This window comes from Neptunicoccus cionae (genome assembly GCF_014643735.1).
GTDB classification, from domain to species: domain Bacteria; phylum Pseudomonadota; class Alphaproteobacteria; order Rhodobacterales; family Rhodobacteraceae; genus Amylibacter; species Amylibacter cionae.
Genome location: NZ_BMKA01000001.1, coordinates 158,646 through 178,603, shown reverse-complemented (window position 1 = coordinate 178,603; position 19,958 = coordinate 158,646). Strand labels below are relative to the sequence as shown.

At 56.9% G+C, this 19,958-nt stretch carries 19 protein-coding genes and 1 pseudogene; 4 read left to right on the top strand and 16 right to left on the bottom strand.

The features are described 5' to 3' along the window. The first annotated feature begins 50 nt into the window (after positions 1-50). Positions 51-656 (top strand): TetR/AcrR family transcriptional regulator, encoded by a 606-nt coding sequence (locus IEX10_RS00800; RefSeq protein WP_188669989.1) that lies wholly within the window; start codon positions 51-53, stop codon positions 654-656. Here the strand turns inward: IEX10_RS00800 and IEX10_RS00795 are convergent. Both IEX10_RS00795 and IEX10_RS00790 read right to left on the bottom strand, forming a co-directional pair. Beyond that, positions 653-1,168 carry an isoprenylcysteine carboxyl methyltransferase family protein gene (locus IEX10_RS00795; RefSeq protein ID WP_188669987.1) on the bottom strand — a complete coding sequence of 172 codons (516 nt, stop codon included), beginning with the start codon at positions 1,166-1,168 and terminating at the stop codon, positions 653-655. The two genes, IEX10_RS00800 and IEX10_RS00795, sit on opposite strands and share 4 nt — an antisense overlap. Beyond that, a complete protein-coding gene (locus IEX10_RS00790; protein ID WP_188669985.1) occupies positions 1,165-2,232 on the bottom strand; it encodes a type III polyketide synthase in 1,068 nt (355 codons plus the stop codon). Before IEX10_RS00790 ends, IEX10_RS00795 begins: the two co-directional genes overlap by 4 nt. Positions 2,233-2,534: 302 nt before the next feature. Here IEX10_RS00790 and IEX10_RS00785 point away from each other — a divergent pair, with 302 nt between their 5' ends. Together IEX10_RS00785 and ggt are read left to right on the top strand one after the other, a co-directional pair. After that, complete coding sequence (locus tag IEX10_RS00785) at positions 2,535-4,271, top strand: BCCT family transporter (protein WP_188669983.1); 1,737 nt, start codon at positions 2,535-2,537, stop codon at positions 4,269-4,271. A 117-nt stretch (positions 4,272-4,388) separates the two neighbouring features. Then, entirely contained in the window at positions 4,389-6,125 is a 1,737-nt protein-coding gene (gene ggt / locus IEX10_RS00780) for a gamma-glutamyltransferase (RefSeq protein ID WP_188669981.1), read from the top strand. Between the two features lie 10 nt (positions 6,126-6,135). Here the strand turns inward: ggt and argE are convergent, their stop codons facing one another. The 13 genes and pseudogenes from argE to IEX10_RS00705 form a co-directional block, all read right to left on the bottom strand. Beyond that, a complete protein-coding gene (gene argE / locus IEX10_RS00775) occupies positions 6,136-7,290 on the bottom strand; it encodes an acetylornithine deacetylase (RefSeq protein WP_188669979.1) in 1,155 nt (384 codons plus the stop codon). 467 nt (positions 7,291-7,757) lie between these two features. Next, positions 7,758-8,791, bottom strand: a pseudogene (locus tag IEX10_RS20145) (pyridoxal phosphate-dependent decarboxylase family protein). 432 nt (positions 8,792-9,223) lie between these two features. Continuing rightward, complete coding sequence (locus tag IEX10_RS00755) at positions 9,224-10,351, bottom strand: alpha-hydroxy acid oxidase (protein WP_188669971.1); 1,128 nt, start codon at positions 10,349-10,351, stop codon at positions 9,224-9,226. After that, entirely contained in the window at positions 10,351-10,905 is a 555-nt protein-coding gene (gene comE, locus IEX10_RS00750) for a sulfopyruvate decarboxylase subunit beta (RefSeq protein ID WP_188669969.1), read from the bottom strand. The genes IEX10_RS00755 and comE overlap by 1 nt, the downstream gene beginning before the upstream one ends. Beyond that, positions 10,902-11,408, bottom strand: a complete 507-nt coding sequence (gene comD, locus IEX10_RS00745; protein WP_188669967.1) for a sulfopyruvate decarboxylase subunit alpha — start codon at positions 11,406-11,408, stop codon at positions 10,902-10,904. The genes comE and comD overlap by 4 nt, the downstream gene beginning before the upstream one ends. A 48-nt stretch (positions 11,409-11,456) precedes the next feature. Beyond that, the gene (locus IEX10_RS00740; RefSeq protein WP_188669965.1) at positions 11,457-11,867 is read right to left on the bottom strand and encodes a universal stress protein; all 411 of its coding nucleotides are present in this window, start codon (positions 11,865-11,867) and stop codon (positions 11,457-11,459) included. A 28-nt stretch (positions 11,868-11,895) separates the two neighbouring features. Next, the gene (locus IEX10_RS00735; protein WP_188669963.1) at positions 11,896-12,876 is read right to left on the bottom strand and encodes an alcohol dehydrogenase catalytic domain-containing protein; all 981 of its coding nucleotides are present in this window, start codon (positions 12,874-12,876) and stop codon (positions 11,896-11,898) included. Further along, positions 12,873-13,634: an SDR family NAD(P)-dependent oxidoreductase gene (locus tag IEX10_RS00730; protein ID WP_188669961.1), complete on the bottom strand. Its 762-nt coding sequence runs from the start codon at positions 13,632-13,634 to the stop codon at positions 12,873-12,875. The genes IEX10_RS00735 and IEX10_RS00730 overlap by 4 nt, the downstream gene beginning before the upstream one ends. A gap of 4 nt (positions 13,635-13,638) precedes the next feature. Continuing rightward, positions 13,639-14,946: a histidinol dehydrogenase gene (hisD, locus tag IEX10_RS00725; RefSeq protein WP_188669959.1), complete on the bottom strand. Its 1,308-nt coding sequence runs from the start codon at positions 14,944-14,946 to the stop codon at positions 13,639-13,641. 12 nt (positions 14,947-14,958) lie between these two features. Continuing rightward, positions 14,959-16,287: a TRAP transporter large permease gene (locus tag IEX10_RS00720; RefSeq protein ID WP_188669957.1), complete on the bottom strand. Its 1,329-nt coding sequence runs from the start codon at positions 16,285-16,287 to the stop codon at positions 14,959-14,961. A gap of 11 nt (positions 16,288-16,298) precedes the next feature. Continuing rightward, complete coding sequence (locus tag IEX10_RS00715) at positions 16,299-16,811, bottom strand: TRAP transporter small permease (protein WP_188669955.1); 513 nt, start codon at positions 16,809-16,811, stop codon at positions 16,299-16,301. A gap of 110 nt (positions 16,812-16,921) precedes the next feature. After that, positions 16,922-18,073, bottom strand: coding sequence for a TRAP transporter substrate-binding protein (locus IEX10_RS00710; protein WP_188669953.1), 1,152 nt, complete (start codon positions 18,071-18,073; stop codon positions 16,922-16,924). A 21-nt stretch (positions 18,074-18,094) separates the two neighbouring features. Continuing rightward, a complete protein-coding gene (locus IEX10_RS00705; protein ID WP_188669951.1) occupies positions 18,095-18,283 on the bottom strand; it encodes a hypothetical protein in 189 nt (62 codons plus the stop codon). Positions 18,284-18,419: 136 nt separating this feature from the next. Between IEX10_RS00705 and IEX10_RS00700 the strand changes: the two genes are divergently transcribed. Beyond that, on the top strand, positions 18,420-19,436 hold the full coding sequence (locus IEX10_RS00700) for a LacI family DNA-binding transcriptional regulator (RefSeq protein WP_188669949.1): 1,017 nt from the start codon (positions 18,420-18,422) through the stop codon (positions 19,434-19,436). Between the two features lie 58 nt (positions 19,437-19,494). On the opposite strand, the gene IEX10_RS00695 is transcribed toward IEX10_RS00700, so the two are convergent. Continuing rightward, on the bottom strand, positions 19,495-19,854 hold the full coding sequence (locus IEX10_RS00695) for a hypothetical protein (RefSeq protein WP_188669947.1): 360 nt from the start codon (positions 19,852-19,854) through the stop codon (positions 19,495-19,497). Positions 19,855-19,958 lie beyond the last annotated feature (104 nt).

Sequence of the window (19,958 nt, the reverse complement as noted above, 5' to 3'; positions counted from 1 at the left end):
TACCTGTTCACTCTATTGACCGGAAGATAAGGCTACTGGATACTCATCCAATGACAGAATTGACCGGTTTTCCGACCCGCAAACAGCTCCGAGATTTAAAGCGCCGAGAAATCGTGCGCTGCGCGACCGTCAAGTTCGGCACGGAAGGCTACGAGCATGTGACTCTCGAAGCGATTGCAGCCGAACTCGGTGTTACCAAAGCGGCGCTGTATAATTATTGCAGCAGCAAGAACGACCTGCTGATGCAGTGCTATGAAATGGGAATGGACCGGCTTGTGGACGCGGTGAAGACGGCTTTGGGGCGGGACGGCAACGCAGCAGCGCGATTGGACGCCGGATTGCAGGCCTATATCGTCACCATGTTGCGCCCCGATATGCAATATCTATGGAGCTACACCCGCCCGATGGTCACGTCCGGTGACAAACGCAGTGTGCAGACCAGCCGTGACAAGCTGGATATGATGTTTCGGGAGATGCTGGATGCCGGGATCGCGGATGGGTCCCTGCGCGCGGATCTGGACCCGAAACTGGCCAGTCTGATCATTCTGGGCGCAGTCAACTGGGTCGGCATCTGGTTTCGCGAAGGGGGCGGGCAATCCCCTGCTGCCATCGCCGCCGAAGTCACGCGGGAAGCCCTGCTAGGGTATCTCTCCTAACTGTTCGCCCCTATGGCACCATCGCGCAATCCCGCCAGCGCCTTACCTTCCACACCGATCCGCACCCACAGCATTGCCGCGTTCAGGACAGTAAACAGAACTGCCACCCAGACCAGTCCCAACACCATCGGTGCGACGATGATCTCGGCCACCACCAGCGTATAGTTCGGGTGGGACAAATATTTGAACGGCCCACGCACCACCAGCGGCTCCTCCAGCACGATGATCCGCGTGGTCCAGCGCGGCCCAAGCGTGGTGAGTATCCAGACCCGCAGGATTTGCAGCACAGCAAACAAAACTAGCCAGCCAAGCGAAACCGTTTCATCATATCCGGCAAATACCAGACAGGCGATCCACGCGCTGTGCATGGCAACCATCACCGGATAATGCGAAGCTCCAACCTCATAAGCCCCCCGCGCCAGCAGACGTGCGGTATTGCGTTTGGCAATCACCAGTTCGCTGAGCCTTTGAAGGATGATGAACCCTAAGAACAGACCTGCGCCAAGCGTCATGCCCCCTGCCCCGCAGACACATGAACCGGCAGGTAGGACGCCGTGAACCCCGGCCCAAGCGCGCAAGCCATAAACTGCCCTGTGCGCCCCGCTTCCAACACGGATTTGAGAACAAACATCACAGTAGGCGCAGACATATTTCCGGCCTCTCGCAGAATATCCCGTTCCTTGTCCAGAGTATCCGCCTCCAGTTCCAACGCTGTTTCAATGGCAGCGACAACTTTTGCGCCACCGGGGTGGCAGATATAACGATCAATCTGGCTGTGCTGCAATCCGCTCGCCGCAAGTGCAGCAGTGGTGGCTTGCGCAAATTCGGCGTTGACGAAATCCGGGATGGAGCGGTCAAACACCACGCCAAAACCGGTTTCGTCAATATCCCACCCCATGATCTGCAACGTATCCGGCCAGAGTTTTTGATACCCCTGCCCAAGCTGCACCATTGGCCCTGCGTCGGGCGCTTGATCACACAGGCAAGCCGCCGCAGCACCATCCCCGAACAAGACAGCGGCGATAATGTCGGCTTTTTGCAAACGGTCGGCGCGAAACGACAGGGAACAGGTTTCTACCACCACCAGTAACACCCTAAAGCCCGCACGCCCCGCCGCGATAGACTGCGCGAGGGACAGCCCGCTGACCCCGCCAGCGCAGCCAAGTCCAAAAACCGGAACGCGCATAATGTCGTCGCGAAACCCCATATCTTTGTGGACCTGTGCCTCTAGCGAGGGTGTCGCGATACCGGTCGAACACACTGTCACCACACAATCCACGCTTTGCGCGCTCCAGCCCGAAGCCTTCAACGCTGAACGGGCCGCATCGCAAAACAGCGCAGTTGCTCCTTGAATAAAAGCGGCATTCCGGTCGGCCCAACCGTGGCTTTCAGAAAACCAGTCAAGCGGCACGACACTGTGACGGGTCTTGATCCCCGCACTGCGGAAACTACGCGAAAGCCGGTGAAACTGGGGGTATTTATCGCCGAAAATAAGACCGGCCCGCTGCTCTACTTCCGTCTGGTCCAGACAAAATTCCGGCAAAGCAGTGGATATTCCATGAAGGTAAACGGTCATTGCGTGCCTTTATTAGTACGATCCGGCCAAGGCGGCGAAGACCTAGGCCAGAACATAGCCCCACCGCGCCGCTGTACAAGTCCGCATATGCAGGGCATCCCAAATGCAATAGTACAAATCCGCAACAGTGCGCCATACCGCCCAACGGCACGAGTCGGACTGGCGGTTGTACCTGTTCTGCCCTTTTGATAGTCACTAGTAGCTCATGTTTAGTCGTTTTTTGGCGTTTTCGCTGCGGTTCCTTGTCAGAGCTGCGGCGGTTTTTCGCTTCTGATACGATAACAATCACCAAGGAGACTCCGATGACGGACGTAAATAACGATCAGGGGATACCGGACCCGGACGGGTACCACCTTCCCATAGATACCGACCATGAAATCGGTGAAAACAACGTAGACGGAAGCATTGGACGGTTTGGGTTTGACATCCACAACCCCGTTTTTGCGATCTCCGGTATTGCTGTGATTGCTTTTGTTATCTTTACTCTGGCCCTGCCTGCACAGGCCGAAGTGATGTTCAAAGCTATGTTCAATGTTGTGACTAAGAACTTTGACTGGTTCTTCCTCTCAGCGGGGAACATTTTTGTGCTGTTCAGTCTGGCGCTTATTGTTCTGCCTGTCGGCTCCGTCCGGCTCGGGGGCGCGGATGCGAAGCCGGATTACGGCTATCTCGGCTGGTTTGCCATGCTGTTTGCCGCTGGTATGGGCATTGGCCTGATGTTCTACGGCGTGTCCGAACCGATGAGCCACTTCTCCAGTTCCTTTGGCGGTACATCAATGGAGAACGGACTGCGCACCGACTGGGCACCGCTGAACGGCGCTGAAGGCGATCAGGCCGAGGCGATCCGTCTTGGGATGGCCGCAACGATATATCACTGGGGTCTGCACCCTTGGGCGATGTATGCTGTTGTTGCGCTGGCACTGGCGTTGTTTTCCTACAACAAAGGCCTGCCACTTTCGATCCGCTCTGCGTTCTACCCGATCTTCGGGGAACGGGTTTGGGGCTGGACCGGCCACGTCATCGACATCCTCGCAGTGTTTGCCACACTGTTCGGTCTTGCGACCTCGCTCGGGCTTGGCGCGACGCAGGCAGCAAACGGTCTGACCCTGCTGTTTGGTAGCGGTGTTGCAGAAGAAGGTACACGCAGCCTGCTGGGTATGCCCTTTGGCAATACAGCTGACAGCGGCGTGGAAAACTCCGGCGGCCTGCTTGTTCTGCTGATCGTCGCGATCACAGCAGTTGCGCTTGTTTCGGTGATCCGTGGTCTGGACGGCGGCGTCAAAGTTCTGTCCGAACTCAACATGGTTCTGGCGATCCTGCTGGTTCTGTTTGTGCTGATCGTCGGCCCGACACTGGACATCTTCAAGGGCTTCGTTAGCGCCCTTGGTGCGTATTTTGAGTATCTGCCGAGACTGGCGATGCCCTTTGGCCGCGAAGACACCAACTTTGTTCAAGGCTGGACCGCCTTTTACTGGGCATGGTGGATCAGCTGGTCGCCTTTCGTTGGCATGTTCATCGCCCGCGTTTCCCGTGGCCGTACCGTGCGCGAATTCATGATCTGCGTACTGCTGATCCCGTCGCTGGTCTGCGTCCTGTGGATGAGCGTCTTTGGCGGCACCGCGATCCAGCAATTCGTTCAGGACGGCTATCAGGCTGTTGTGAATGCACCACTGGAGCTGAAACTGTTCGGCATGCTTGATGCGCTGCCACTGGCGTCCATCACCTCTTTCGTGGGCATCCTGTTGGTCATCGTCTTCTTCGTTACCTCCTCTGACTCCGGCTCGCTCGTGATCGACACGATTACGGCTGGCGGCAAGGTGGATGCACCGCTGCCACAGCGTGTGTTCTGGTGCACGTTCGAAGGTGCGGTTGCCATCGTGCTGTTGCTCTCTGTGGGCGGCCTGTCGTCACTGCAGTCTATGGTGATCTCGACCGGCCTGCCGTTTGCAGCAGTACTTCTGCTCTTGTGCGTGTGTATCTTCATGGGTCTGCGCTCCGAGCGTAAGGCGATCAAGAACCAGATCAATCCGGCGGAATAACCCCCCCGCGACTTGAATAAACATCAGGCAGCGCCGGTCCGTCCGGCGCTGCTTTTTTATGGGGGTTGCACGGATACATTGGCCGCGTATCGTGGGGTAAACGGACGGAGCCCTGCCATGACCCTTCTCACCAGATTAACGACAGCTTTCTTCTTCTGCGCAGCACCCGTGCTGGCACAGGACTGGTCCGAAGCTTCCCGCAACGCATTAGAACAACGGGACGCCGGACATTCCATCACCGCTGAAAACTGGATGATCAGCGCCGCCAATCCCCACGCCGCACAGGCCGGAGCCGCCGTGCTGCGCGCCGGTGGCACTGCCGCCGATGCAATGGTCGCGGTTCAGGCGGTGTTGGGTCTGGCAGAACCGCAATCCTCGGGGCTCGGCGGTGGGGCATTCTTGATCTGGTACGATAATGCCAGCGGCAAAGTCACCACGCTCGACGGACGCGAAGCGGCCCCCCTTGCCGCTACGCCCACCCTGTTTCAGGACGACTCCGGCACGCCACTGAAGTTCTTCGATGCAGTCGTTGGCGGACGTTCGGTCGGGGTTCCCGCCACCCCAGCCCTGATGGAAGCCGCCCACAAACGCTGGGGCAACAGCCCTTGGGCAGAGCTGCTGGCCCCTGCCGGAAAGCTCGCCTCTGAAGGCTTCACGGTTTCCCCCAGACTGGCAGAATCCGTTGCGGCCGATCCCGAAAGGTTGGGAAGATGGGAGAGAACCCGCAATTACTTCCTGCCTGACGGACAACCATTAATCGCGGGCGACACCCTGAAAAACCCCGCCTATGCCAAGACGCTGGACGCTATGGCACAGCATGGGGCAGATGTGTTTTACACCGGACCGCTGGCGCAGGAAATCGTAACAGCGGTGCAAGGGGCCACGGGCAATCCGGGCGTGTTGTCTCTAGTGGATCTGGCGATTTACCGCGTGAAGGAACGCGCCCCCGTCTGTGCTACTTACCGCGAGTATGAGGTCTGCGGCATGGGTCCGCCCTCATCCGGCGGGCTGACGGTCGGGCAAATCCTGCAACTGCTGGAACCTTATGACCTGTCCGCGCTTGGAGCTGATGCGCCGGAAAGCTGGCGGTTGATCGGGGATGCCTCCCGTCTGGCCTTTGCGGATCGTGGCCGATATATGGCTGACAGCGATTTTGTGCCAGTTCCGGTGAAGGGTCTGCTTGATCCGGCCTACACATCCGCCCGCGCTAAACTGCTGGACCGCGACACAGCGCTGGGCGAAATCACAGCAGGCGACCCTGCTTTTGATCACGGACTGAACCGTGCGGACGACCAATCTATTGAACTTCCCTCTACCAGCCATTTTTCCATCGTGGACAGCTATGGCAACGCGCTGTCCATGACGACGACAGTGGAAAACCGCTTTGGATCGCGGTTGATGGCGGGCGGGTTTATCCTGAATAACGAGCTGACGGATTTTTCCTTCGCCACCCACAAAGACGGCGTTCCGATAGCCAACCGTGTGGCGCCCGGCAAGCGGCCACGTTCCTCTATGTCCCCGACCATAGTCCTGAAAGACGGGGCACCCGTTCTGGTGATCGGCTCCCCCGGAGGCAGCCGGATCATCGGCTTTACCGCGCAAACCATCATCGCGGTGCTGGACTGGGGCATGGACATTCAAAGCGCGATTTCCATGCCCCGCCTTGTGAACCGCTTTGGCACCTATGAAATAGAGGACCGCACCGACACCGAGGCGCTGACCCAACCGCTGCAAGACATGGGGTTCGAGGTGAAACGCGGGGCGATCACCTCCGGCCTGCACGGGATCAGCATTGCGGAAACGCTCGCAGGTGGGGCCGACCCCCGACGCGAAGGCATCGCAATCGGGGAATGAACGAGCCTTTTTAATGAAGCTGCCCTGCAACCCGCCCCAGCATTTCCAGACAAGCGGCAAGCTGGTCGCGGCTGACGTATTCGTCCGGTTTATGGGCCTGTTCAATCGAACCCGGCCCGCAGATCACCGCGCTGACGCCGCCCTGTTGGAACAATCCTGCCTCGGTTCCAAAGGACACCACTTCGGTCTCGTTTCCCCCTGTTAGGGCACGCACGATGGCCACCGCCTCGCTGTCAGGGTCCGGTTCCAGCCCTGCCACTTCGCTTGCAAAGATTTCCTCGATGTTAGCCACGGGGTTCTTCGCCTTCATCTCTGGCAGCAGCACATCGCGGGTAAAGCTCTCAATCCGCTCACGCACATAATCGCGGTCGCTTTGCTGGATCGGGCGCATTTCCCAGCCCACCGCCGCCTTGTTCGGGATCACGTTATGGGCCACACCTGAATGCAGCTCGCAAATTTGCAAGGTCGTATGAGGCGGGTCAAAACGGGAGCCTTCGGGCGCGCGGGCGGGCAGGTCCTGCCGGATTTCCATCAGCTTGCTGACATACCGCGTGGCGTATTCCAGCGCGTTAACACCCAGATCCGGCAGGCTCGAATGGCCCTCAACGCCGGTAAATTCCGTGGTGTATTCGCAGCAGCCCTTATGCCCTTCGATGATCCGCATAGAGGTCGGCTCCCCGATGATCGCAGCCGAAGGTTTCAGCCCCGCCTTCACCATTTCATCCACCAATACGCGCGCGCCGAGACAGCCAATTTCCTCGTCATAGGTAAAGGCGTAATGCACAGGCCGCGCAAGATCGGCGGCGGCAAATTCCGGCGCCAGCGCCAGCGCCGCCGCAATAAACCCCTTCATGTCACAGGTGCCGCGCCCGTAAAGCAAACCGCCCTCCTCGCGCATGGTAAACGGATCGGCAGACCAGTCCTGCCCCGCCACCGGAACCACATCCGTATGCCCCGACAGGATTAACCCGCCATCCACATCCGGCCCGATTGTCGCAAAGATATTGGCCTTGCCGTCCGTGTCCGAGGTGATCTGACACCGCGCACCATAAGGTTCCAGATAGGCCGCAATCCAGTCAATCAGATCACGGTTGCTCTCGCTTGAAATACTTGGAAAAGCAATCAGCCGCTCCAGTATCTCCAATGTCTTGTCCATGCGTTCCATAAAAGGCCCCTTTCTGACGGGACGCTACGCGGAAAGGTAAGGAATGAAAAGCGGGGGAATGGGGGGGAGTGAGCTTTGCGAAGTCACGCGACCGGGCCAGAGCGGAACTTGACGCAGATTGCAGCGAACGGTGACAACGAGCCCAACCTGTGCATTCGAATTTCGCGCTGCGTGCGTTCGCAGCGTGGAAAATGCTTCATCAGCATAAGATTTGTTGCTGCCTCTTAGCGGGCGATGCGGTCATTCGTGCAGGTCGCAGCATAGATCAACACTTGAAACTCCACTGAACGGTGCCACAGGCTACATGTGACGTCTAACCGCAGCCTCAACGGCACGGATCGACTGACGGATATCCTCGGATGTCGTGCGGTGATTGACTAAGGCTGCTCGTAGACACGCCTTGCCTTTGATAACAGTCGTCGAGAATACGGCATCGCTGGAGAGCTGAAACTCGGCCGCGATTTCGTTCACGTTGCCGTATGCGCGTAGAAGCAGCAAATATTAGAAGAAACTGGAAAGGAAAGGTCCAAAACATCGGATGCTTCGACCAACATAGCCATCAAAGCAGTCTGCTTGCAGTTGTCAGTAATGGACGCAGAGAAGGCTTGGGTTCCGATCGATTTTATCGCGGTCCAGACTTTAAGGGCGCGAAATCCACGCGACAGTTCCAGCCCATAGTCACAAAACCATAAATCGCCTCCGCCAAGCCCTTCTTGTTGTTGTTCAAGATAGTTTGGGCGCGATGTGAACGTGTCAAGATGCAAGCTGCGATCGTAGATCATGCAGCCACCGCAATCATAAGGGATAGACATCCATTTGTGAAAATCGCAGGAAATCGAGTTTACCCGTTCCATCCCGTCAACAAGCCGCGCCCATGGATCATCCGCGAGGCGGGCCCAAAACCCAAAGGCGGCATCCACATGGAGCTAGATATCTTGACCCTGACAGAAATCAGCCAACTCGTTTAGATTGTCGAACGAACCAGTGTTAACCGAACCCACGGTGCTAACCACAGCCAAAGGAAGGCGATCAGCAGCTTGGTCTTCTATAACAGCGCGCTTCAATGACGCGACACCATCCTCATTTCATCGTCCGTCTCGACGACGTGGATTGCCTCGGTCCCGTAGCCCATCGCTTCAAGGGCCTTACCGATGCACGAATGCGTACCACGGCGCACATAAACGGCGATGCGTGGCAGCGCTTGGATACCTGTCTCTCTAACGTCACAACCAAATTGCTTGTTGCGCGCAGCGGTCAACGCCAGAATTGTGGCTTGCGATGTGCCAGTAGTCAGAATGGCAGATGCACTATCGGGCAACCCCGAAACAGCAAGCAGCCAATCCAGAACGGCCCGTTCGACTTCGATAGCACCATGGTCGCGGCCGCCGCAGTTGCTATTCATCGTCGCGGCAACCAATTCAGCCCCAACAGAAACCGGGAGCCCCGCCCCATGAACCCAACCAAAAAACCGTGGATGCGTATTGCCGGTCGCGTAAGGCATAATGTCATCGGCCTACCGAGCAAACACCTGTTCTGCGCCAACGCCAATGGTCCCGTGCGTGAGGGACACCCTATCCACAAGGTCATCGGGCTTAGGTTGCCAGGGCAAGTCCCTAGCATTCTTCAATCGAGCAAGGCATTGATCCATCAACTTGTGCATGTCGCGGCCAAAATCGTCCCAGTCTTCCGGATCCAGATGCGTGCCTTCTGAAGTCACGACAAAGCCCTTTGTGATTGACGGTTTTGCACGGCTTAAGGGCATCGGATGCCAGAAGTACAAGCCGTTTAAATGGGTGGCCCATTTGATACCTGCAGCTGACCTCAAGGAGTTTTCCCGCTCTGCTATCAAACGCAAGCCAAACGTTTGCACACTAAGGGATTTCCGTGAATTTATGTCTCTTTTTTTGAGACCGCGGACGTCTGTGAAACTTAGTCATAGGTTGATTGCTTGACTCGAAGAAGGCTCAGGATTGGTAGAAAGCAGCGCTTGCCCAGTCTGCGCCATAGCGATGCTCATTTCGTCGCTGATGACATCCCAAAGCCGATGTAGTCCGGCCTCCCCTCCAGCTGCGATAGCGAACTGCAAAATACGCCCAAGAAACACAAAATCTGCGCCTTGCTGCATGGCACGCATAACATCTTCGCCAGACCTTATGCCACTATCAAAAAACAATGGATAATCGGGGCCGACTTCGGCACGTATGCGCGGCAGTACTTCAATCGGGGCTGGCGCACTTTCCAATTGGCGCGCACCGTGGCTGGAGACTTGGATGGCATCAACGCCAGCTTTCTTTAGGTCTGCCGCGTCAACTACGTCTAGCACCCCCTTGACCACCAATTTCCCGCGCCACATGTCACGCAATCTGGCCAACGTGTCCCATGTGGCTTTGGCGCGGCTTTCCGTGCGATCAAAATCATAGCCGTCCATCTCAAAGTTGGCCATTTGGGGTTTGCCGGCTGCAAGCTGCGTCAGTGACCAACGAGGGTGCAGAGCAAAATCAATAAATTGGCGCGGCCCGATCGAGAACGGCATTTTGAAACCGTGCCGCAATTCGCGAGGGCGGCGACCAACCTCTGGCACATCGACTGTCAACACGAGGGTCGTATAACCCGCTGCCTTGGCTCGTTCGACCAGTTGGAACGTGCCGGTCCCGTCTCCGGTGAAATACAGTTGAAACCAAGCGTGCCCTTCGGCGACTTCGATAATCTTCTCAAGCGGTGTCGAGGCCACGGTCGACACACCATGGGGCACTTTGTATTGCGCGGCCAAACGGGCCAGCATCAGGTCCGCCCCCGGCGCGCTAAGATTGCACATGCCCATCGGTGCAATGCCAAACGGGCGCGCGGCTTGTGTACCGAACAGAGGCACTCTTAGATCGCGGGTAGCAACGTCGCGCAGAATACGTGGCCGTAATGTAACGGCATCAAGGGTGGCCCGATTGCGCGCCGCCCCTGTTTCGCACCCTGCGGCGCCGTCAATGTAGTCAAACACCATCCATGGAAGGCGCCGCTTTGCAACACGTCGTGCATCCTCGGCACTATGGATGGCATTGACGGACATCAGCCTTTCACAGCTTCCATAAAGCGGTGACGGATCACAACCGGGTCCATCGTGATGACAGGCAGTTTGATGTTCCCGCTGTCACACTTGCATACGATTATGGTCATCTCTTCGCTGTCGATGGCGGCTTGCAAGACGGTGCCAAGGTCCTTGTCTTGCACTTCCACGACGTTTTCGCAACCACATGCACGCGCCACATTCGTCAGGTTGGTTTTCATGCCTGCGTATGTCGGCTGATCCCCGGTGGAGCCATAGGACCCGTTGTCGATGATCAACAGCGTGAAGTTGCCCGTCGCATTGTTGGCGATGGTGGGCAATGTGCCAAGGTTGGTCAAAACCGAGCCGTCCCCGTCGATGGAGATCACTGGCTTGTCTTGCGCAAGTGCCAGACCAAAGCCGATGGAAGACGACAGACCCATTGTACCAAGCATATAAAAGTTACGCTCGTTGTCATCGATCATGTGCAGCTCTTGGCTGGGCAGACCGATGTTGCAAACAACAAGGTGCGGATTAAGGATCGGGGCGATTTCTTTGAGAATTTCAGAACGGATCATTGGTCGCCATAGCCTCCCCAGAAGTTGGCGTCGGTCAGGATCGCCACGGGTTTGTTGCACATGAAGGTGTATTTCAGGATGTTGTCGAATTCCTTGACATCGTCCTTCCAGTGGAAGTGGTAGGTCGGGATGTTCAACTGTGCCAGCAGCGCTTTGGTGTGTACTGCCATTTCGACCTGACAGGCCACAGGCTCGCGCAATTCACCCCGGTAGGAGATAATCATCGGCAGCGGCATGCGGTAGAATTGCGTCAGCGTTGCCAACGTATTGATCGTCACACCAATCGCGGTGTTCTGCATGATGATGGCGGGGCGTTTGCCGCCCATAAAGGCACCGGCGCACAGCCCCATGCCTTCGTCTTCTTTGTTTGACGGGATATGGAAAATGTCTTCGCGTACGTCGACCTCTTCGATCACACCAGCGAGCTGTTTGCACGGCACGGTGGTGACGAAAGAGACGTCGTTTGCGACAAGATCATCCACGATCTTCTTGTCGATATTCATAAGAAAAAGCCTTTCTGATTGGATAGAATTCTTTTGAGCAAGTCAGCGTTATGTGCTGCGATAAACGTGCACAGCGCAGGGCGCATGCCGCACAACACGCGCAGCAGTCGAGCCCAGAAAATAGTCGCTGAACCCCGGTTTGTGTGATCCCATGACGATGCAATCAATGCTGTGCGTCACGGCATAGTCAATGATGGAGCGGTAGGTATGTCCAATCACCATCTTGGCCTTCACGCCGCTCAGGTGTTCGGTTTTTGCCTGTAGTTCGGCCCGCGCCCGCGCAAGCCCTTCTTCTTTGGCTGCATCATCTACATACGACTGAATAGACCCTTGTGGCGCTTCATAGACATGCAGGGCGATAATCTCACCGGTGCCGCCGGTCAGAGCTTTGGCAATCTCCAGGGTGCCTTTGGACACACCGTGGTCAAGCGCCATGGGAACAAGGATTTTTTGATACACGGGTAGATCTCCGGTTGGGCCGTCGTTGTTAAGACCAGGGGGCAAGAATGATTTTCGGTGTCGCAACCTCGCCTGCACGCAGTTCGGCAAAGGCATTTGCCCCTTCGGCCAAGGCGCGGGTTTGGGTCCAGTCCAACGGGCCGAGACGCCCATCGAACAGAGCAGCGGCCGTTTCGCGAAAATCGACGGCAGTGTAGGTGTAGGTACCGATAAACGCGATCTCTTGCAGGGTAATGCGGCGCACGTCTAGGCCGAGGCCATCATCGCCCAAACCCACGTGCGCGATGACACCGCCCGGCTGCACAAGGCGAGTGGCAGAGGCGCGCGTCACCCCGAACCCGACCGCGTCGATCACCACAGGATAACTTTGGTCAGTCTCCGCAACCGCAGTTTGACCCGTTTGGTCACACAAAAAGGCACATCTGGCGGGATCAGGTTCCACGATAGTCACGTCGTCCAGCCCCATCGCTTTCAGCGCAAGCGACGCGGCCAAACCGATGGCCCCACCACCGATCACTAACGCACGACGATCCATCGCGGGGTGCAGCGCCTCAAGCACCAGTCGCGCGGCGTGCCAACTGACGGCCAATGGTTCCGCCAATGCGGCCTTTTCCAGTGGCACATGATCCGGCACTTCGACCAGATTGGACATCGGCATCGCCACATATTGCGCAAACGCGCCTTCGCGTGGCATCATTGAGATGATCTGCCGCTCAGGGCACAGGTTCTCGCGGCCTGCCTTGCAAGCAGGGCAGACACCGCAAGTCACCAGCGGGTTTACAGTGACGCGCATCCCATCATGTGTGCCGCCCACGATCTTGCCAGCCGCCTCGTGTCCCAAAATAAGCGGCGCAGGACGGCGTTCGTCATGGCCAAGATAAGCATGCATGTCAGATCCGCAGATGCCAACGGCCTCAACCTTAATCAGGTGCTCTCCGGCTTGCGGGGTCGCATCCGGCACATCGGTAAAATCCAATGTCTCAACGCCTTGATAAACCAGTGCTTTCATTTTGCAGTGAACCCTCCGTCAACCATCAGAACCTGACCTGTGACAAATGCAGACGCATCCGAGCACAAAAACAAAATCGGGCCGTCTATATCTTCCAATGTCCCGTTGCGACCGACACAGGTTTGCGCGGCATTGCGGTCGGCACGCGCTGGGTCGTCAAAAACCGCCGCGGTCAATTCCGTGGGGAAAAACCCCGGCCCGATGGAATTGGTGTTGATCCCGTGGGGGGACCAAGCCTCAGCCATGGCGCGGGTCAACTGGCTGATGCCGCCTTTGGTCGCGCCATATGCAATGCCGCCGGGGAAGGCCCGTTTGCTTTGCAATGAGGCAAAGTTCACGATGCGCCCCCAGCCCTTGTCACGCATGGCAGGCACAAAGGCCTGAGACAAAAAGAATGGCGCATTCAGGTTCAGGGCAATCGTTTGATCCCATCCCTCCGGCGTCACGTCATCCGCCACTTGCCGCGTGTTGACGCCCGCCGCATGGATCAGAATGTCCGGCGCGCCAAACGGGGCAGAAACATCGCTGACCAATTGCGCATGGCTTTCGCGGTCTGCCACATCGGCCACGACCCGCGCAGCCTTAGGGCCGATTTCAGCGCAAAGGCTATCCAAAGCCTCCGCACGTCTTGCAATAACCACAACCGACGCCCCCGCCGCGGCGAGCGTGATCGCTGCGCGACGGCCAAGGCCGGAACTGGCACCTGTGATACAAGCAACCTTGCCAGACAGGTCAAAAAGGGGGGCAGTGTGGGTCACGTGTTCAACCTTCGGCTGTCAGGTCAAAATTTTCGCCGGGGAAGTATTTGGCAAGGCGCACATCTGCGGCGCGCGCGTGCCCTTCCATCCCCTCAAGCCGCGAGATACGGGCAGTTGCAATCGCCACATCCTTGGAGGCTTCTTGCGTTGCGCGCTGCCATGTGACGATCTTCATGTACTTGTGCACCGACAGACCGCCCGTGTAGCCCGCCGCGCCAGAAGTCGGCAGAACGTGGTTGGTGCCCGACGCTTTGTCGCCGTAGGAAACTGTCGTTTCTTCACCCAAGAACAGCGACCCGTAGCAGGTCAGGTTTTCCAGCCACCAATCGAGGTCTTCGGCCATCACAGTCAAATGCTCGGGTGCGTATTCGTCGCTGCATTTGGCCATATCGACGCGGTCGGCACACACGATGACTTCGGCATAGTCGCGCCATGCGGCAAATGCGTTGTCGCGGTTCAGCTGTGGCAGGTCCTCGATCAAGCCCGGCACGCGCGCCATGACGTCTTCGGCCAATGCGCGGTCGTCAGTGACCAGCCACACCGGAGAGTTGTAGCCATGTTCGGCTTGGCTGACCAAGTCGGTCGCAACGATGTGCGGGTCGGCGTGCTTGTCTGCAAGGACCAAGCTGTCGGTGGGGCCAGCGATCATGTCGATGCCGACACTGCCGAACAAGATGCGCTTGGCTTCGGCAACAAACTGGTTGCCCGGACCGACGAGAATGTTGGCCTTGGGCAACCCGAACAGGCCGTAGGTCATTGCGGCCACGCCCTGCACGCCGCCCATGGCCAAGATTTTGTCAGCGCCACAAATGTGCGCGGCATAGATGATGGCGGGGGCCACACCGACGCCGGGGCGCGGTGGTGAACAGGCGGTGATGTGCTTGCAACCCGCCACTTTAGCAGTGGTGACGGTCATGATGGCGCTGGCGATGTGGCTGTAGCGGCCGCCGGGCACGTAGCAGCCTGCGGCATCCACAGGGATCGCCTTCTGACCGGCCACATAGCCCGGCTCGATCTCCATCTCGACGTCGGCGACAGTGCTCTTCTGCAGCTCGGCAAAGCGTTTGACGTTGTCGTGGGCGAACTGGATATCCGCCTTGAGCTTTTCGGGAACCAAGGCGCTGGCGGCTTCAATCTCGGCCTGGGTCAACAGAACATTGCCTTCGTACTGGTCGAATCTGGCAGCATATTCCATCGCTTTGGCGTCGCCGCCTGCCTTGATGTCATCCAGAATAGTGACAACCGTATCGTGGACGTCCGATGCGCCAGACGCCGATGTGAGGGTCGCTTTCTTGAGGTATTCGCGTGTCATTGTTTTGGGGTCCTACTTGTAGATATCTGGAAGCAAAGTTGTTGAAACGGCTGGCACATAGGCGATGAACAAGACCACGACAAACATGCACAATACAAATGGCACGGCGCGCGCGGCGATCTTCAGGATTGATTCACCCGTGATGCCAGAGACAACAAAGAGGTTAAGGCCCAGCGGTGGCGTGATGAATCCCACACCAAGCGCGGTGATCATCATGATGCAAAACTGGATCTCGTTCATGCCGATGTTTTCGGCCAAAGGCTGAAGGATCGGGGCCAAGATCACGATATTGGGCGTGGTTTCCATCACACAGCCCGCCGCGATCAGGATGCCGATCATCAACAGGATCAGGATCCACGGCTCATTGGTAAGGCTTGTGGCTGAGGTGACAAAGCCTTGTGGCACACCCATGATCGCAAGGGCTTCGGCCAGTGGGGCAGAAAAGGCGATGATAGGAAGGATCACGCCGTTGACCTTGGCCGAGCTGACCAACATCGCAGGGAAATCAGCAAAGCTAAGTGTTCTGAGGAGAAACCCCATCAAGATCGTAACAACAACAGCAGTTGCACCGGCTTCTGTTGGCGTCAGACGCCCAGAAAAGATGCCATAAAAGATGATGCCGGGCACGATGAACGCATACCAGCCAGATTTGAGCGCACGGCCCAGATTAGCCAGCCATTCGGAGAATGTCAGATTGCCGCCGCCCTCATAGGCATAGACCCGGTTCACAACGAGGTTGGTGATCAGGATCGCAAACAGGATGCACAGACCGGGGATCAAGGCCGCGAGGAACAAGGTGGAGGCGGAAACACCCAGCACAAGGCCGATGATGATGTAAGCGATAGAAGGTGGGATCAGGATACCTGTACAAGCACCCGCGGCCACCAGAGCGCAGGCATAGGGGCGGGGGTATCCAGCCTCGACCAGACGAGCGATCGTCATACGACCCACCGCAGCAGCACCAGCCGCGTCTGAGCCTGAGATCGCAGCAAACATGCCGCAGACCAGCACCGTGGCAGAGCCGAAACCGCCTTTGGTGAAGCAGGTGAGTGCTTCGGCCACGTCGAGGAACTTACGACTGAGCCCCGTTCGGACCAACACGTCGCCGGTCAGGATGAACAGCGGGATCGCGGTCAGTGCAAAGGCGTCAATGCCGGTGAACAACCGCTCGCCCACAAGGCTGAGCGGCAGGTCGCCTGACATGAGCAACATCAAAATGGCAGAGGATCCAATCGCCGCCCACACGGGCACGGCCATTGCGATAAGAGCTACGAATAAGATGACAGGCACATAAAAGTCCCAGCCAAGCTCAACAGTCTGCGCGACAGTGTTCCAAAGCATAGCGCTGCTCCTCAATCAAACAGAGTGTCGCCCTCATAGACCGGCTTGCCAGTCTTGAGGGAAATGAAGTCGCGGCGCAGCGATTGCAGCAGACGCCAGATCATCAGGCCAAAACCTGTGGGAACAGCCATGAGGAACCACACCTTGGAGATCCGCAAACCGTCCGTCACAGAACCGAACTTCCATGACACGTGTACAGCTTCAAACGACCAATAAAGCGCGATCAAAGCGACAACCATCATGACGATATCACCAAACATATACAGGAGCGCTTTGGGCCGTTGACCGAGATAGTGCATGACCACATCAATGCGGATGTGCGCGCGTTCTCTTATGGCCGCCGAGGCCCCGATCCACGCGAGATAAATAAAGGAATACCGCACAATTTCTTCGCCCCAGATGGACGAATAGGCGAATATTTCGCGGCGCAGCACTTCAACGGCCATGGTGATGACCAGCATCACGTAGAAGATCAAAAGTAGCCAGCGCTCCGCATTTTGATCAAATTTGCGCAGGAATTCCACAATGCGTCCCTTCGGTTGCCATGCAAACAGACCGCACATCCTGTGCGCGAACCGTTTGCATGTAGAAGAAAAAGAGTGTCGGACGCCGTGGCGGCGTCCGACGGGTTCGTTTACGCGTCGTGCACGTAGTACTTACCTTGTGTCGAGGCCGCTTCTTCCATCTGCGCAAAGGCATCCATGGAACCAGCAAGCTCGACCTTGAACTCGTCCCACTCGGAACGCTGATAACCGCCTGCGTCTTTCCACTCGGCCAGCTGGTCATCGCTGAGGCTGTGGAATTCAACGCCGGCTTTGGCCAGCTCGGCCATGGCATGCGCACGTGCGGATGGCACTTTGGCAAGATTCTGGTGCCCAGTCATCTCGGAGGCCCACATGATGCCTTCTTGGATGTCGGCAGGCATGGAGTTGAACCATTCGAGGTTACACGAATAGACCTGTGAGTCTGGTACCGCTTGCGTGAACGTCACGTGGGACAGCATGTCCTTGAAGCCGAACACGAAGAGCGCGCCGACCGACGGGTCAAGCGCATCAGCCACACCCTGCTGGATCGCGGAAGGCGTTTCACCCCATGCAACAGGCGTCGGGTTGGCGCCAACCATGCGGTAATACTGCTGCAACATCGCAGACCCCGGCACGCGGAATTTCACCCCGTCCAAATCGCCCGGCGTCAGAACAGCACCGTTGCCGCCCTTACGAACCGCAACAACCCGCGGGTCGATGTTGACGTAGAACAAAGGCTTAAAGCCGTTTTGTTCGATTTTGGGCGTGACGTTGGTGTTCCAAAAATCGGAGTTCACAAGGTTTGTGAAACGCTGGTTGGAACCACACAAGTAAGGCATGTTGATCAGGTCAACAGTGGAGGCGAAAGGCGCAAAGTTGGACAGCGAATGCTGCGCGGCCTGGATTGTGCCACCCTGAACGGCCTGCACCAACGCACCGCCTGCACCCAACTGACCACCCGGGGCCAGCTTGACGTAGACCTTGCCGTTTGTGGCGTTCTGGATGTTCTCTTTGAGGTCCAGCTGCATGATAGGATAGCTGCGCGATGCACCCAGAACATAGGCTGTGGCGACTGTCATCGTGTGCTCGGCCGCGGCTTCGCGATCGCGCTCTTCAGTGGCAGATTGCGCTGCGGCCTCAGTCGACCAAAGCGTGCCTGCGGCACCTGCCACAAGTGCGGCCGTGAAACCTGCGCTTGATGCTACTTTTAGAAAATTCCGGCGTTCTACTGACGCAATCTCTTTACGATCTTGCTGATCCATCTGGATCTCCTCCCATTAGGCTTATCTGCTGTCGTCGTTCTCCGAGCGATCAGCTTCTTTTCTTAAAATGGCGACGACAAACAAAACCGACGCACAAGACAGAACCAACATTTCACCGACGTCCCCGAGGACCGCAGCGTCGGCAAAAGCGCCCAACGCTACGTTCAAAAAGAACGCTGTAAATACAATAGCTGCACCGATGAGAAACATGACGAGCCTCCCTGCTGTCTGGTTCGAGCCCAGTGTAAACGCTTACATAAAAAAATTGCAAGCGCTTACATCTTTAATCTGCAAATTATTTATTTTACGTTAGACCAACACAGAACGGCCGAGGATCTGCCCGCAAATGCATGTTTCACCTAGCATTCCTACATTGGATGATGTCGCAAACGCCGCTGGTGTTTCGACGGCTACGGTGTCGCGTTGCCTGAACGAAAAACAAAAAGTGTCGCCCAAAACGCTGGCGAAAGTGATGGAAGCGGTAGAATCACTTGGCTACACGCCGAATTTCAACGCGCGGGCGATGGCGGCCAAACAATCCCATACAATCGGCGCGATAATTCCCACGATGGAGAACGCTATTTTTGCCCGCGGCTTGCAGGCTTTTCAGGAAAAACTTCTTGAAAAAGGATACAATTTGCTGGTCTCAAGCAGCGCCTATCAGCCGAAACTGGAAGCTCAGCAAATTCGCGAACTTGTGGCGCGTGGCGCAGATGGCCTGCTGCTGATCGGCTATGAACGAGACGAAGCGGTGTATGAGTATCTGGCCCGACGTGGGATTCCAACAGTGTTGGCATGGGCCTCGATACCAGATTCGGAACACGCCTCTGTGGGATTTGACAACCGTGCCGCAATGCGGCTGTTAGCGGACAAGGTCATCGATATGGGTCACAGACAGATTGCTGTCATTTCCGGCATTCTTGACGGCAATGATCGCGCAGCGGAACGACTGGCTGGCATTCAGGACAGCTGGCAGGCACATGGCTTTCATCTAAATGACCTCCCCATCATTCAGACACCCTATGAAACAGAAAGCGGCGCTGCGGCCTTTGAACAGCTGGTTCAGGCTGACGTTAAACCGACAGTAATCATGTGCGGAAACGATGTTCTCGCAGCTGGGGTAATCTCAAAGGCACGCGACTTGGGTTTCAATGTTCCAGATGATATTTCAGTCACCGGATTTGACGATATTGAGCTGGCCAAGCACGTTTTTCCAGCCCTCACCACAGTGCATGTTCCGCACCGCCAAATGGGTCGCGTTGCCGCTGAAAGTTTGATCGACTTGATCGAAAACCGAGTGGAAAAAGTGTCTCATCAGCTGGACATATCTATTGAGATGCGCGCTTCTTTGCAAAGGTTATAAGAAAGTACAAAACTGCAAAAAGATGGAAAAAGTCCACTGGGTCGTTCCTTTCGCGGACTTAACGGAAAATTTCCACGGCTTGGAAGCCCTCGGCGGATAAGTCGAATGCGGTGCGGCCTTTGAAAAGGTTTTTTAACATCCCCTGGGGCGGCAAAGCCGGATCACCCCAATGGACCTGCTGCACATGCGAGGAAATGGAGCGCCAACCGTAGCCACGGCGGCGCAAGGCGGCGCTTGTCCCGCGCCAGACTGGTCTGACCGGATTACAACGAAAGTGTGGTTTATGTGCGGGCGAAATCGATTCCCTTGAATGACCGGATTGGCGATTTGTGCCGCAATGCAAAAACAAGCGTGATGAAGATGCGAAGCGATGCTGCACCAGCGAGGGCTGAATATCCAAGGTCTGAAAAGTCCGCATCGCGGCTATCTGTTCAGACCGCAGCCAACGTCCGCTTCCCGCCCAACATGGCGAATTTTCACATCCACTCCTCCCTGACAGCGGCTCTACCCCCTCACTGCTCG

What these genes read in the sequence shown, in the direction of transcription:
- IEX10_RS00695 (WP_188669947.1), bottom strand. Translation starts at nt 19,854, where the DNA reads ATGCGGACTTTTCAGACCTTGGATATTCAGCCCTCGCTGGTGCAGCAT.
- IEX10_RS00785 (WP_188669983.1), top strand. Translation starts at nt 2,535, where the DNA reads ATGACGGACGTAAATAACGATCAGGGGATACCGGACCCGGACGGGTAC.
- IEX10_RS00790 (WP_188669985.1), bottom strand. Translation starts at nt 2,232, where the DNA reads ATGACCGTTTACCTTCATGGAATATCCACTGCTTTGCCGGAATTTTGT.
- IEX10_RS00795 (WP_188669987.1), bottom strand. Translation starts at nt 1,168, where the DNA reads ATGACGCTTGGCGCAGGTCTGTTCTTAGGGTTCATCATCCTTCAAAGG.
- IEX10_RS00700 (WP_188669949.1), top strand. Translation starts at nt 18,420, where the DNA reads ATGCATGTTTCACCTAGCATTCCTACATTGGATGATGTCGCAAACGCC.
- IEX10_RS00800 (WP_188669989.1), top strand. Translation starts at nt 51, where the DNA reads ATGACAGAATTGACCGGTTTTCCGACCCGCAAACAGCTCCGAGATTTA.
- argE (WP_188669979.1), bottom strand. Translation starts at nt 7,290, where the DNA reads ATGGAACGCATGGACAAGACATTGGAGATACTGGAGCGGCTGATTGCT.
- IEX10_RS00755 (WP_188669971.1), bottom strand. Translation starts at nt 10,351, where the DNA reads ATGTCCGTCAATGCCATCCATAGTGCCGAGGATGCACGACGTGTTGCA.
- IEX10_RS00735 (WP_188669963.1), bottom strand. Translation starts at nt 12,876, where the DNA reads ATGAAAGCACTGGTTTATCAAGGCGTTGAGACATTGGATTTTACCGAT.
- comE (WP_188669969.1), bottom strand. Translation starts at nt 10,905, where the DNA reads ATGATCCGTTCTGAAATTCTCAAAGAAATCGCCCCGATCCTTAATCCG.
- hisD (WP_188669959.1), bottom strand. Translation starts at nt 14,946, where the DNA reads ATGACACGCGAATACCTCAAGAAAGCGACCCTCACATCGGCGTCTGGC.
- comD (WP_188669967.1), bottom strand. Translation starts at nt 11,408, where the DNA reads ATGAATATCGACAAGAAGATCGTGGATGATCTTGTCGCAAACGACGTC.
- IEX10_RS00710 (WP_188669953.1), bottom strand. Translation starts at nt 18,073, where the DNA reads ATGGATCAGCAAGATCGTAAAGAGATTGCGTCAGTAGAACGCCGGAAT.
- ggt (WP_188669981.1), top strand. Translation starts at nt 4,389, where the DNA reads ATGACCCTTCTCACCAGATTAACGACAGCTTTCTTCTTCTGCGCAGCA.
- IEX10_RS00720 (WP_188669957.1), bottom strand. Translation starts at nt 16,287, where the DNA reads ATGCTTTGGAACACTGTCGCGCAGACTGTTGAGCTTGGCTGGGACTTT.
- IEX10_RS00705 (WP_188669951.1), bottom strand. Translation starts at nt 18,283, where the DNA reads ATGTTTCTCATCGGTGCAGCTATTGTATTTACAGCGTTCTTTTTGAAC.